This is a genomic window from Sunxiuqinia sp. sy24, assembly GCF_052677165.1.
On sequence record NZ_JBQYLH010000006.1, the window covers coordinates 38,198 to 51,571 of the forward strand.

At 42.9% G+C, this 13,374-nt stretch carries 11 protein-coding genes; 2 read left to right on the forward strand and 9 right to left on the reverse strand.

The genetic code is table 11. From position 1 onward, the window contains the following. Nucleotides 1–75: 75 nt before the first annotated feature. A complete protein-coding gene (locus ACUNWA_RS07005) occupies nucleotides 76–894 on the reverse strand; it encodes an alpha/beta hydrolase (protein WP_445591177.1) in 819 nt (272 codons plus the stop codon). A 219-nt stretch (nucleotides 895–1,113) separates the two neighbouring features. Between ACUNWA_RS07005 and ACUNWA_RS07010 the strand changes: the two genes are divergently transcribed. Then, nucleotides 1,114–2,259 (forward strand): glycerate kinase, encoded by a 1,146-nt coding sequence (locus ACUNWA_RS07010; RefSeq protein WP_445591178.1) that lies wholly within the window; start codon nucleotides 1,114–1,116, stop codon nucleotides 2,257–2,259. Nucleotides 2,260–2,332: 73 nt separating this feature from the next. Further along, the gene (locus ACUNWA_RS07015; RefSeq protein WP_445591179.1) at nucleotides 2,333–3,775 is read left to right on the forward strand and encodes an SDR family oxidoreductase; all 1,443 of its coding nucleotides are present in this window, start codon (nucleotides 2,333–2,335) and stop codon (nucleotides 3,773–3,775) included. Nucleotides 3,776–3,866: 91 nt separating this feature from the next. On the opposite strand, the gene ccsA is transcribed toward ACUNWA_RS07015, so the two are convergent. The 8 genes from ccsA to ACUNWA_RS07055 all read right to left on the reverse strand — a co-directional run bounded on the left by ccsA (nucleotide 3,867) and on the right by ACUNWA_RS07055 (nucleotide 13,347). After that, nucleotides 3,867–6,989, reverse strand: a complete 3,123-nt coding sequence (gene ccsA, locus ACUNWA_RS07020; RefSeq protein ID WP_445591180.1) for a cytochrome c biogenesis protein CcsA — start codon at nucleotides 6,987–6,989, stop codon at nucleotides 3,867–3,869. 154 nt (nucleotides 6,990–7,143) lie between these two features. Further along, complete coding sequence (locus tag ACUNWA_RS07025) at nucleotides 7,144–8,646, reverse strand: cytochrome c3 family protein (RefSeq protein WP_445591181.1); 1,503 nt, start codon at nucleotides 8,644–8,646, stop codon at nucleotides 7,144–7,146. A gap of 128 nt (nucleotides 8,647–8,774) precedes the next feature. Beyond that, nucleotides 8,775–9,428 carry a cytochrome b/b6 domain-containing protein gene (locus tag ACUNWA_RS07030; protein ID WP_445591182.1) on the reverse strand — a complete coding sequence of 218 codons (654 nt, stop codon included), beginning with the start codon at nucleotides 9,426–9,428 and terminating at the stop codon, nucleotides 8,775–8,777. A gap of 2 nt (nucleotides 9,429–9,430) precedes the next feature. Next, nucleotides 9,431–10,375, reverse strand: a complete 945-nt coding sequence (locus ACUNWA_RS07035) for a cytochrome c3 family protein (protein WP_445591183.1) — start codon at nucleotides 10,373–10,375, stop codon at nucleotides 9,431–9,433. A 50-nt stretch (nucleotides 10,376–10,425) separates the two neighbouring features. Next, nucleotides 10,426–10,848, reverse strand: a complete 423-nt coding sequence (locus ACUNWA_RS07040) for a c-type cytochrome (protein ID WP_445591184.1) — start codon at nucleotides 10,846–10,848, stop codon at nucleotides 10,426–10,428. 22 nt (nucleotides 10,849–10,870) lie between these two features. Beyond that, on the reverse strand, nucleotides 10,871–11,812 hold the full coding sequence (locus tag ACUNWA_RS07045; protein ID WP_445591185.1) for a DUF5777 family beta-barrel protein: 942 nt from the start codon (nucleotides 11,810–11,812) through the stop codon (nucleotides 10,871–10,873). Between the two features lie 23 nt (nucleotides 11,813–11,835). Next, complete coding sequence (locus ACUNWA_RS07050; protein WP_445591186.1) at nucleotides 11,836–12,216, reverse strand: hypothetical protein; 381 nt, start codon at nucleotides 12,214–12,216, stop codon at nucleotides 11,836–11,838. An 81-nt stretch (nucleotides 12,217–12,297) separates the two neighbouring features. Next, complete coding sequence (locus ACUNWA_RS07055; protein ID WP_445591187.1) at nucleotides 12,298–13,347, reverse strand: multiheme c-type cytochrome; 1,050 nt, start codon at nucleotides 13,345–13,347, stop codon at nucleotides 12,298–12,300. Nucleotides 13,348–13,374: the final 27 nt, after the last annotated feature.

The following is a 13,374-nucleotide window of genomic DNA, read 5'->3' on the forward strand; positions in this document are numbered from 1 at the left end:
ACTCGCATCGAAAACCTAAGTCCCATATGCCCAATTAAAACCAAGCGGATTCAAGGTAAAAATGAGCGGACATGTTTATTGATTCTTCTCAAAATAATCATGAAAAAACAACAAATGGTATTTCACTGAATTGGTCCAGTACGCCCAATTGTGTGCGCCAGGCCTTTCGGTGTAGTCATGCGGAATATTTCGTTCCAGCAGTTTTTGGTGCATTCGCTGATTAGCATCGTAAAAGAAATCATCCACGCCGCAATCAAAAATCAGCTTCAACGTTCGTCCGTCCAGCAAATAAATCAGATTGATGACCGAATTTCCCTCCCACACCTCCTTGTTGTCGGCATAGCTTCCCAATCGTTTCGGGATATCCCAGTTGTTTGGAAAAGGTCGAATATCCAGTCCCCCACTCATACTTCCGGCAGCTCCCCACACATCCTGATGACGAAATGCCAGGTAAAAAGCGCCATGTCCCCCCATGCTCAGCCCGGTAATGGCGCGACCAGCAGGTTCTGCAATCGTTCGATACTGTTGATCAACCGCGCTCACCAATTCCTTTGACACATAGGTTTCGTATCGCATCGCCGAATCAACCGGGCTATCAAAATACCAACTGGTAAAACCACCATCAGGACATACAATAATCAGATTATACTGATCGGCATACGCTTTTATCGTGGGAACTTTACTCACCCAATCAGTATGATTGCCTCCTGCGCCATGCAGCAAATAAACAACGGGAAGCTTTCCGTTATCAGAATGATAACTATCGGGAAGAATGACCATAATTGGAATCGTTTTAGTCATTGCGGCACTTTCCAGTTTCAGGGTGTCGACCCTAGCGGCAAAAATCGTAGAAACAAAAAACAGAAGCAGAAGAACTACAAGTTGAAGTTTCATTATTTGAGTTAATTTAGGTTTGACAGTAATTTACGCGCACAAAAATAGCAATATGAAAACAATCTCCACAATCTCAATCTAAAAGAAGAAAGCCCCAATAAAAACAATCATCTATCAGCACTTCCGAATCATTCTAAATCGTTCAAATTCTAGCATCATCCTGCGTGTTGCGGATAATTCAATTCATTCTGCTAAATTTAACTTCAAAATCAAACTGAAATGAAAATACTCCTGGCTCCCGATTCCTTTAAAGATTGCCTGTCCGCCACCGAGGTCGCTCGTCACATGGCAGAAGGAATCAAGCGAGTAGATAAATATGCAGAAATTAGAAGCATTCCGGTTGCCGATGGCGGTGAAGGATTTGTACAAACCATGCTAGCAATGGAAGGAGGCCAACAAATAAGCTGCCGGGTTACTGATCCTTTGGGACGAGAGATTGACGCAAGCTACGGCATGCTGGACAACGGGCTGACTGCAGTTATTGAAATGGCAACGGCTTCCGGCATTGAGCTTCTAAGCTCTGAAGACCGAAATCCGCTGACAACAACAACCCGAGGCACCGGCCAACTGATGAAAGATGCCATGCGGAGAGGCTCTCGCAAGCTCATCATCGGCATTGGCGGTAGCGCCACCAACGACGGAGGCACTGGAATGGCTCGGGCACTCGGCTATCATTTTCTGGATCAAACCAATCAGGAAATTACTGAAGGAGGTGGTCATTTAGATCAGTTGCGTCACATTGACCAATCATCCGTATTGCCAATTTTGAAACAAACGGAAATTGTAGTGGCCTGCGATGTGAACAATCCGCTTATCGGTCCCAACGGCGCATCTGCCGTTTATGGACCGCAAAAGGGAGCAACACCGCAAATGGTATCACAACTCGATAAAAACTTAACACATTTGGCTCTAATCATTCAGAAAGACTTGCAGCTTGATCTTTCACAACTACCGGGCGGCGGAGCTGCCGGAGGCTTGGGTGCTGGTCTGGTCGCTTTTGCCGGAGCAATGCTACGCCCCGGCTTTTCCATCATCAGTGAACAAACCGGACTTGAACAAGCCATAATAGAGGCAGATCTTGTCTTCACCGGAGAAGGAAAAATCGATCATCAAACCAAACAAGGAAAAACACCGTGGGGCGTGGTTCAACTGTCCCGCAAATATGGCAAACCATGTATTGGTTTTGCCGGTTTGTTAGGTGACCGTTACCATGAACTTTACCACGAAGGCTTCAGTTCGCTGTTTGCACTCCCCAACGGGCCACTTTCTTTGGAGGAGAGTCTAACGCAAGCACCTGAGTTGATTAGTGACACTGCCGAACAGGTTTTTCGTTTAATCAGAAGATATGCGCCCCCTAATAGTTAGAACATATCGCTTGTTCAACCATCAATGATCCATCATTTTGCGCTTTTGATTGTTAAAACTTCAAAGACAAAACATGAAAATATTACTAACAGGCATTACTGGTTATGTGGGGAAGCGCATTTTGCCCCTTTTACTGGAGCAAAAGCATGACGTAATTTGCTGTGTACGCAACCTGGACCGTGTGGAAGAAAAATGGACCAATCATCCGCAAGTCCAACTGGTGGAAATCGATTTTCTCAGTGCAAACAATCAGTCAGACTTTCCCCGCGAAATTGATGTAGCCTACTACCTGATTCACTCCATGGCTTCTACTTCCGGTGATTTTGAAGAATTAGAACTAACAGCAGCACGCAATTTCAGAAATCTGATCAGTCAATCGAAAGCGAGGCAGGTGATTTATCTGGGGGGAATATCCAACGACAAATACCTTTCCAAGCACTTGCGTTCGCGTCTAAATGTGGAAAAGGAACTTGAAAAAGGCGATTACGCGCTGACATCCTTGCATGCCGGCATCATTATTGGGTCGGGAAGCGCTTCCTTTGAAATTATCCGTGATATGGTTGAAAAGTTGCCAATTATGATCACCCCCAAATGGGTACTCACCCTATCCCACCCGATCAGCATTCGCGATGTATTGAAATTTCTGGTTGGCGTGCTAAACAACGAAAGCTGCTTTAACCAATCTTTTGATATTGGTGGAAAAGATATTCTTTCCTACAAAGATATGCTGCTCCAATATGCTGAAATCCGGAAACTAAAACGACGCATCGTCACCCTACCTATCATGACACCGCGGCTTTCCTCCTATTGGCTGTTCTTCATTACTTCTACCTCCTACAAACTAGCCATTAACCTGGTTAACAGCTTAAAGGTCGAAGTGATTGCCAAAGAAAATTCACTAGCCGAAATGCTTCAGATTGAGCCCATGACCTACCGCGAGGCCGTTGAAGCTGCCTTTACGAAAATCCGTCAAAACCAGGTATTCTCTAGTTGGAAAGATGCTTTGAGTTCGACCGAGTTCAATCCAAATTATGCCGATCAAATTGATGTTCCGAACTATGGATGCTACTGGAATAAACAGTCGGTAACTTTTACACAGAATCCGGATAAAGTACTGCAAACCATCTGGTCAATCGGAGGTGACAATGGCTGGTATTATGGCACCTGGCTTTGGCAAATAAGAGGCTACATGGATAAGCTAACCGGGGGCATTGGTTTACGGCGTGGGCGCACCAACCCCGATGAAATCATGAATGGCGATGCGCTGGATTTTTGGCGGGTGCTGCTGGCCGATAAACAAAAAAAGCGCTTGCTGCTCTATGCTGAAATGAAGCTTCCGGGAGAAGCCTGGCTTGAATTTAAAATTGTGCAATCGGGCAATGAAAACCGCCTGATACAAACTGCTACTTATCGTCCTATTGGGGTCTGGGGTCGCTTTTATTGGGGCTTATCCTGGCCTTTTCATCTTTTTATTTTCCGGGGCATGGCCCGAAACATACTAAAAGCCAGCAACTAAAACAGCTACTGGCTTTTACTATTTTTTGATTTTTACAACTGAACTCACCGGGAATATTCCAACCCGAGTTTTGCACAATTCGACTCCAGCCTTACTCGTCTTTCGCTTCAAGCTTCACAACCTTTTCGGCATCGCCATATTTATTCTCTGATCGGGCTGCCAAAAAGATTGCAATAAACACGACCGCAACAGCGACATAAACGAAACTTGGAATGGCTGGCGCATCGCCTTGAGCATACGAGTGCATTCCCGACAAATAGTAGTTCACTCCAAAGAAAGTCATAAGAACTGAACTAAAACCAGCTAAAGCCAATGCACTAAGCACAAAATGGTTGTACATGCCTGGTACTTTGCGCAGGTGGATAATGAAGGAGTACACCAGAATGGTGACCAAAGCCCAAGTTTCTTTCGGATCCCACCCCCAATAACGGCCCCACGATTCGTTGGCCCACACTCCACCGATAAATGCACCTACGGTTAAAAGGATTAAACCAACAATCATGCTTAATTCAATAATGATAGCCAGTTCAACAATGGTAAATGAGGTATTCTTCAGATTTCCAGGTTTACGCAGCGTCATGATAATCAGGTTCAGGAAGCCAACCAACGCAGCCACACCCAAAAAGCCGTAACTTGCCGTAATAACGGCCACATGAACAATCAGCCAATACGATTTCAGAACCGGAACCAGATTCGTGATTTCGGGATTCATCCAACTCATACCGGCCACCATTAAGATTAAGGAAGCCAGAATAGTGGTAACCGCCAAAGTAATATGCGATCTCTTCAGAAAAACAAACCCCGTCAGCAACGAGGCCCAACCAATGTAAAGCATGGTTTCGTACCCATTGCTCCAAGGTGCATGGCCGGCAATATACCACAAGAGCGCCAATCCGGCTGTATAGGCAGCAAAAACAACTGCAACCAGCCATGTTCCTGCACTCAATATTCTTTTCAGTTTTAATTTTTCGTTGAAGATCCCAAGCAGATGAGTAATCAGCAGCAAGAAACCCACCACTCCGCAGATCTTGGACAGCCATCCAAAAATATTCCAGTTATTATAGCGGATTTCCCAATTTATTTTTGCCTGACTGGGAATAATTTCATTCCCATGAGTTTGTTGAAAATCTTTTAAGGCATTTAACTTCTGGTCAGCCATTCCGAAACTGCCCCGGCTGATCGCTTCATTTACAGCCTGAAAATAATCGGTCAACAAGCGTTCTTCTCCTCCTTCGCTAGCAGTCTTCTTATAAAACTCCTTCTCGCCAACCCACTTGTTATTTTCATCGTTCTGAATGGGAAATACTTTCAGAAAATCGCCCTGAAAAATCTGATAGCAGATATTCATTCGCTCATCCACATTAATGATTTCCTTATCATACTTATTTCGCTGGGTGGGTTGCTTTTGATAGGTTTCATCGACCAGCTGCTGTAGCTTGTAAACTCCGGTATTCGGATCCAGCATTTGGTTGAAAGTAACATATTCGTCCCGAAACCCCAATCGCTTACGGAGTTCTCCATTGCTAATACGGATAATTGGCACATTTCGCCAGGCAGCCGGACGGGAACTCATTCCCAAGAACACTTCCGAAGCACTCAGTCCTTCAAAGGTGTTTTTCTTGTTCAGTTTGCGTAAAACTTCTGAGGCCAATGTATTAACGGGCTCAACACGCCCTTTGGTATCTTGCACCAGCAAGGTTTCAAACTGCTTCAGGTGGTCCTTGTCAATTTTAACCATGTTGCCATTTTGGGCATTAACAATAGCCGGAGACACCATTAATACGGCTAAAAGAAAGCCGAAAAAGCTCTTCTTTTTCAGGTTTTTCAACCGGACACTTGAACGCAAGAGCGATTGAAAACGACTCTTTTTATTGAAAAAAGTAGCTAGCATCCCCAAGGTCATTAGGAAATAACCCACGTAAGTGACTCCCGTCCCTAAGTAATCATAGCTCACAGAAAGAACCGTGCCCTTTTCATCTGTATCATAAGAAGACTGAAAAAAGCGAAAGCCATCATAATCCAGAATGTTGTTCATGAAAATCCGATAAGGCATTTCAAGCTGGTTGCGTCGATCAATTAGCGTTACTTCGCTGGCATAGGACGAGGGACTCATACTGCCCGGATAGCGCTCGAGTTGAAAATCATTCAGGAAAATTTTAAACGGGAGTTCTATCAATTTGGGGCCAAAGCTCAGTTTAACATCCACATCACCCAAACGGGTTTGAGCGGTTTTTGCCTGCTCGCCTGAATTTTTAAATACCGCCACTTGTTTTTGCTGACTATTTAGCTTTAAATCAACCATAATGGCATCGCTGGCCTGAGCAGCTGCAGCACCGGTAACGCGCGACAACACTTTCCGAGCAAATGGATAATAGGCTTTCAGCGCAAAAATATGATTCCCCAATTGATACATGCCCTGACTTTTCAATGAAATTTCGTCTCCTGGAGCAACAGTCTGCTCCACATTTCCGTTCATCGCTACCACTTGAATACTATCTTGCGCTTTCAAAAGAAGGCTATCAGCCGAACGCCTCAGATAAATCGATGAATTGGTATTTTTCCCTTCGAAGCTAACCCGAAAATTATTGCGAGTAATTTCCTCGTTTAGCTCCAACACAACATCATCTCGAGATGCATTCCGATTAACGAGGACAAAAGAAAGCATCGGACTCCCTCCTTCGTCGGCCACAACACTTTCTAGTGCCGAGGAAACATAATCCAGCACCTCAATCTCCAGCTCATTGCCCCCAAGCTCCAGCGACTTGTCAAATTGGTTACCGGTGTAGGGTGAAAACATCACCTCCCAATCGTCCCGACTCGTTGCAGCTTCTGTTGACGCTTCAACCTGTATAAACGTATTAGTCGATATTAATTGATTCGAATCCTGGCCTTCACGAATATGCATCATCCCTTCATAACTATAAAAACGGGTAATGCCTGCTCCAATCAGGATAACTATGAATGCCAGATGAAAGAGCACCATGCTCCAACGCCTCAGCTGGAAAGCTTTATAGTAAAACAAGCCACCAACCAAGTTGACTGCGGTTACACCTAATAGAATATTAAACCACAAGGCATTGTAAACTAATATTTTTGCTGTTTGGGTACCGTAGTCATTCTCTAAAAAAGTAGCATAGGCTATCGCCACCCCAAATATAACGACCAGACATGAGCTGGTTAACATTGAAAACAGAGCAGATTTTATTCTTTTCATTCTCCACAAGCTTAAGTGATAATTTTCGATCTAATTGATCTTACCTTTTAACAAAAAATTACTCCAACCTCATGCAAGGCTGAAGTAATTACTATCTTTTTCAAATTCTATTTTTACTTCAACGATTCAGCTCCAAAATAATCAAATATTCTGATCAATACAAACTAAAATGACAGTCGGAACAGAATGTTGTACGCCACTTTTCATTGATATCAATCGGATGTTCAAATTCCAGCGGACTGGCTGATGTTCCGAAGGCCAGCTGGTCGGCCGTCCCCTGAGCTAGAATATCATGGCAAAGATTACAGTCACGTGAAATAATCTCTCCTTTTGCTGTTTCATGGCGGTCGTTATGGCAACGGTAACAACCGGTGGTTTCAAGATGCCCCAAATGGTTTGGATAGACCGTCCAGTTGACCTTCATCACCGGAAATATATTTTTCCGATAGCCTGTTTTGATCGCTTCTAAAGCTCGATCGTAAAGTTCTTTTTGCTCCTTCAACACTTCAGGGTACATAATTTCGTAATACTCCTTTGCGTAGGCATCAATGCCATTCATGGCACTATCAACCGTAGGGTATTCGGTACTCAAAGCATCCATGGCAACCACCTTGATATCCGGCAATTCTCTTGAAATTTCGCCAGAGGTAATGTAATCATCGATAAAATTGGCGGGCGACAAGTAATTATGCGAGGGGCGATTGTGACAATCAATACAATCCATGGTTCGAAGCTCCACTGTTTCTATATCAGAGTCGGGCATCGCAACTGCTTCATCCCGGTAAACTTTAACTTCGCCTGTTTTTAAGTTTGTATAGCGAACCCATGGAATGGAGTCCCGTCCTTCGTCCACTGCCCGATATTCAATTTTGATGTCGGGGTTGATATGCCAGTGAATTCCTTCCTGAAGCCCCTGAGCACTGTAAGTAGCACTGGTTTTCATCATCAGATGAATATCCCACTCTGTCGTATTTTCATCCGCTAGATACGATTTTTTTGTGTTGATTTTGCGGGCATAAAACTTCTCTGTCCAGTGACACTCTTCACAGGTTTCGCGTGCCGGCCGCAAACTGTGAATAGGCGTTTCGATTGGCCGGGGGTATTTGTCAAACAAAACCGAATAGACCTGGTACAAACCCGACATTTTACTTTTCACATACCAACCTGCTCCCGAGCCAACATGACATTCCACACAGCCAACACGCTCATGGGCTGATTCCTGATAAGCCGTATATTCGGGCTCCATCACTTGGTGACACAATTTACCGCAAAACTCGTCCGACTCTGTTAAATGAAAAGCTTCGTAACTTCCTATGGCTGAAAGGATTAAAAAACAAATCGTGCCAGCCACAAAAATGATGGAAGCATTGCGTACCGTTGGCTGATTAAAATCGATAACAGGCCAGTCTTTCACATGAACCTCATCCGGATACTTCTTTAATCGATTTTTCTCTTTTATTATTCCAACAGGAATCAGGATTAAGCCAAGCACCAACACCATGGGCAAGGCAATGTAAATGAAGATGCCCAGGTATGAGCTACCGATATCGAATAAGGCTGAGATACTAAATAAGAACAGGATAATGAGTAAACTTATCAGAGCGATTGAGGCACCAATAACCGAAGTTAAATTTCTAACAGATTGTGGTAATTTCATGGAGATAGTTTTAAAAGTAAGTGTAATTCCTTTTGCAAATATCCTAACTCATTCAGGGCCGAATCAGCCTGAACTACCTAATACCAAATCAAAATCCTGCTCTTCCAAATAGCCATAACAGAGGGCTGCTAAACCTTTTTCTTGTCTTTTTCAGTTGAATGCACATCATGATATCCATTGATGATGCTTCTAAAATTATCCAAAGGATTTTTGCCAATTGAAGCAACATACAAGTGAATCAACAAGAAAATGGATATTAAAAAACCGACAGAACCGTGCAAAATGGCGGTTAAAAAGATTCCACTAACAGAATAAACCTGTTCAATAATCAACTCAGGAAAAAGCAAGGCGACCCCGGTAACAATTGCCATTGGGACAAAGCAATACATCACAAAAATATAGGCATACTTTTGTAGTGGATTAAACTTTCTTTTTTCAGAAATCGGAAACGGACTCTCTTCGCCTTTAAACAGACCTGAGATGTAATAATTGAGCTGTTTGGTCAACCGCTTTACCAAGCCTTTAGGTTTAATCTTATAGTATTTTTTATTAGGAGTAACCAAATTACCAATAAAAAAAACGAAGTAACTCAGTGTTACAATTACCCCTGCAATATTGTGCATTTGAACGGCCAAACCAAAATCCATCGGAAGCAGGCTTAGTTCGGAATACTGCAGTCGTATCCCGGTTAAAATCAATAGAATAATTCCCAAGGCATTGACTCCATGCCAAATTCTAAGCCATAGCGGGTACAAGTATATTTTGTTGTTCTCAGCAGTCATAATTACTTACTTTTTTTAACGATTCTGAAAATCCAGTGAATAGCGATCCCTGCGAATGCCAAGCCAAAAAGAATAAAGCTCAACAACTTCAATAACGGATTTTGATTCGCACCGATCACATAAGCCTCATTGGTGAGAATGGCACCAATCTTTCCTTCTTCGGAACGAGCCTGCAGATTTTCATATTTATACAACGATGCTTTCAACATGGAATTGGATGAATGGCACTCATTGCAATTTCTTAAAGCTTCTTCTTTGGGTAAAATGTTGTGCGATACCAAGAATGAATCGACAACAACCGTATGACACTCGATGCATCGTACATTGTCGAAGTGCAGCTTTTGGTTAGGCAACCAATCATGCACCTGACTAAGTTGTGGCGTTTCTTCGGCTGATACCGTTTGATATTTCAACACATCATCATGACATGATAAACACATGTTGTTGTTGTATGAGACAATTTCGGCAACATTGCTGCTCGTCCGTGCGGTTGCCCGATAATAATGCTGATTATGACATTTGGAACATGTAAAACTCTCACCGCTTTTCTGGAAGTGAACACTTTTATGAAACTCTTCTTCAATTTTATCAAATTGATAGTCTGCATAAGTTTCATCGCCACCATGACAATCAAGACAAGTGGCTAGTGGTTCCAGCTTAAGTTCGGCGTTATGTGGATAGGTTTCGTAATCGGGAGAATGGCAGTCGGTACAACTAAATTCGCCATGAACACCCGTTACCATGATTGTTGAATCTAAAATGTAGAAAGGATTCATCATCCTTTTGGTTTCTACTTCCAACCAATCGTTATAAAAAGAATAAGTCTGATTGGCATGGCAATTTAAACAATGACTATTTTCGGCGGGCATTTCCTTTATCTGCCCCGTGGATACAATCCCAACTGAAAGAAATGCGATGAGTAAAATACTCCTGATTAAAATTGACATTTTTGTGAAGGTTAAAAGCCGGAAGTTACTACTTCCGGCTTATCTGGTTCTTACTTCTTCATTGATTTAATGTAGTTTACCACCGCCCAGCGGTCTTCCTCTTCCGGAATTTTGCTTTCATAGTTAGGCATTTCATCCCGCCCAATAATTGATTGGTAATACACTACGCCATCAGCTTCCTCCTGAAATTTCTCTGAAGTGAATGACAGAATCTCTGTTTTCATGCTGGCCGCTTTAGGTCCATCGCCTTCGCCCGTGTTTCCGTGGCATGAACGGCAATGTTTGATGTAGAGAATTTTCCCTACCCGATCCAACGACTTGTCGCCAACATACGGATTCTCCATCTTCTGATACTTTTCAGGAATATCCCACGGCGCTGATGCTACCTTATCTTGAACAGTTACAAACGACAGTAAAAAACCGCCTACAAATACGATGACAATGAATGTCAATAAACTTCTGTGCTTTTTCATATCTCTCAATTTTAAATGTCAATTAAAAACTCCACAAACGGGTAATTGTAAACCCTATAGCAAAGTTATCAAAATCAATGCCATTATAATTATTAATCATCATGTCTTGCAACAACATCGCCTGAGAGTTTCCCATGTAGATTTGAAAAGCATGTGTACTTGTCGACACCTCATAACCAAATGATAAATTTGGTTCAGGATGATAAGGACCATCCCAGCCCGGAGTGTTCTCCGAAGTCCAGCCCGGATTTTGTTCTGAGAGATCATCAATTTGCAGAGGAGCATCAAAGTTAAAGATGATAGCTCCCTGGGGACTCACTTTCAAACGACCGTTAAAGTGAAGTCCAACCCGGTCGTGATCCTGCCACTGCGGAACAAAGTTTGCGTGCGAAAAGCTCACTGCTCCCTGCACCGACAAAGCATTGGTCACTTTACGGCCAATAATTAACTCGGCAAAATATGACATGCGAGACTTTAAATTGAAGCGGGATCTGGCATAAGGCATATCGTAGTTATAAAGCTCCAGATCGTCACGATCCATTCCGTCAATGGCGGCATTGGCATATACTGTTACAAATACAGGAACCTTATTTTTACGCGTTTGCTCCAGAATTGTCCATTTAGCATTAAAATCATTGTACATATTTCTTCTGGAGATTCCCCAGCCAATTTGCACGTTGTTGGCTACTACATAATTCAACCCAAGTCTGATATTACCAGCAGGAGCATAAATACCCCATAAATCAGAACTTCCATTATCAATGGAGCCAAATTTATGCTGAATAACCATTTCCAGTGTCTTTGCTGTTGATATTTGCGAAGTTTGCTGATCAATCAGCATACCGCTTTCCCAGGCAAACCGAACAGGTTTATCCTTTTCTTTAACTCCAGCGGTTTCTTCCTGAGCAAACAAATTAGTGCAAACCAACAAACCTAAAAGGATAGATAATATTTTATTCTTCATAGTATGATTTCTTTTGATTTTCACTAATTATTTTTTGCTCCTTGCTCGATCCAAACTAACAGATACTGAGCCTGAGCTGCTGTGTATTGTCTGTGCCCGTGCGTTGATGCTCCGGGTGCCACATAGGAATAGATCAAGCTTGCTTCGGGGTTAGCAGTATCAATATATTTAGCCTTATTAATGCTTTGATAAGCATTAGCTGCAGTTAAATCAGGGGCTTGTCCGCCAGATTTATGACATTCAGCACAACGTGAAGTAAAAATAGGGAGAATCACTTCGGAAAAACTTACATCTTCATCCACAGGGATATCGGGAAGTTCTTCCTGGGCAATAAAATCATACTCACATGCACTAATTGCTAAGCCCAGAACTGCAATAATCAGGAATAATTTAATTTTTTTCATTTTGCGTGGTGTTTAGCTTATCATGATAAGAAAAAAGCTTCTGTTTTGATAAGAAGCTTTTTTCTTAAAATTGAGTATTTTTTAGTTAGCAGGTACTGCTGTCTCTAAAGCTTCAATCGTATTATTCAACAAAGCTCTAACATATTTAGGATTGTGAACACCTAAACTACGATCTTCTTCCAATCCAGCCCAATTAAAGAAGGCACGAGCTTCGATCATTGGATAAGTCCCAACAACAGGACCATAACCAGCCTGGTCATCTCCAGATACAACTCCGCGAGCAATCAACAAGTCTCTCAATTCAATCAACTTATCGTGAATATCGGTCTGAACGCCACCATAGTTAAAGTCAGTCTCATCTGCTTCATGGCATTCATTACAGGCATTCACACTTGGATTCCAGGAGTGACCTCCCTGTCCATCTGCAAATTCTCCCATATGACAACCAACGCAAGAGGCTTGAGCAAGGTGTAGGTTGGATCCTGCGTCAGGATACGAAGTTGATCCTTCGATTTCGGCAAAGCCAACACCGGCAACAACATTAGCCTGAGCTCCGTGGTGTGGTCCATAATGGGTACTTGTAATTTTGTAAGTGTCGCCAGGTTTATCAATCGACGGCTCCGGACGACGTGACTGGTGACAATTCGCACATAAATTGCTATTTCCCATGAGATCCATCGTCACTGTCTCATCAAAGATTGGATTAACAGGATCACTCAGGCGAAGAGCATAATCTCCCGACTCGAAAGAATTATGCAAGCCGTGGCAAGTTCCACACTCCCATGCGTTAGGGCTAGTAATAGCACCAAACACTTCACCAAATTCGGCAAACTGGACAAAACCTTCATGTGAGTGACATTGAGCACAATCGGCTCTGGCTCCGGCATAAGCAACTGCATTTACACCACTTTTGTGAACTGACATTGCAAATTGTCCTTGAATCGCTTCAATATTCTCTCCTCCATGGCATACCAGACAGGTAACATGTCCATCGGCACCATCGGCACCATCAAGGCCATCTTCACCATCGACACCAGCAAGTCCCTGAGGTCCTTCTTTTACACACGCCGGAATAAGTAACAATACGAGCGAGGCAACAAACAATAACTTGGTTATTTCTCTAAGTTTCATACGCTTAAAATTTAGTACATTCATGTA

What these genes read in the sequence shown, in the direction of transcription:
- ACUNWA_RS07055 (WP_445591187.1), bottom strand. Translation starts at nt 13,347, where the DNA reads ATGAAACTTAGAGAAATAACCAAGTTATTGTTTGTTGCCTCGCTCGTA.
- ccsA (WP_445591180.1), bottom strand. Translation starts at nt 6,989, where the DNA reads ATGAAAAGAATAAAATCTGCTCTGTTTTCAATGTTAACCAGCTCATGT.
- ACUNWA_RS07040 (WP_445591184.1), bottom strand. Translation starts at nt 10,848, where the DNA reads ATGAAAAAGCACAGAAGTTTATTGACATTCATTGTCATCGTATTTGTA.
- ACUNWA_RS07045 (WP_445591185.1), bottom strand. Translation starts at nt 11,812, where the DNA reads ATGAAGAATAAAATATTATCTATCCTTTTAGGTTTGTTGGTTTGCACT.
- ACUNWA_RS07005 (WP_445591177.1), bottom strand. Translation starts at nt 894, where the DNA reads ATGAAACTTCAACTTGTAGTTCTTCTGCTTCTGTTTTTTGTTTCTACG.
- ACUNWA_RS07030 (WP_445591182.1), bottom strand. Translation starts at nt 9,428, where the DNA reads ATGACTGCTGAGAACAACAAAATATACTTGTACCCGCTATGGCTTAGA.
- ACUNWA_RS07015 (WP_445591179.1), top strand. Translation starts at nt 2,333, where the DNA reads ATGAAAATATTACTAACAGGCATTACTGGTTATGTGGGGAAGCGCATT.
- ACUNWA_RS07050 (WP_445591186.1), bottom strand. Translation starts at nt 12,216, where the DNA reads ATGAAAAAAATTAAATTATTCCTGATTATTGCAGTTCTGGGCTTAGCA.
- ACUNWA_RS07025 (WP_445591181.1), bottom strand. Translation starts at nt 8,646, where the DNA reads ATGAAATTACCACAATCTGTTAGAAATTTAACTTCGGTTATTGGTGCC.
- ACUNWA_RS07035 (WP_445591183.1), bottom strand. Translation starts at nt 10,375, where the DNA reads ATGTCAATTTTAATCAGGAGTATTTTACTCATCGCATTTCTTTCAGTT.
- ACUNWA_RS07010 (WP_445591178.1), top strand. Translation starts at nt 1,114, where the DNA reads ATGAAAATACTCCTGGCTCCCGATTCCTTTAAAGATTGCCTGTCCGCC.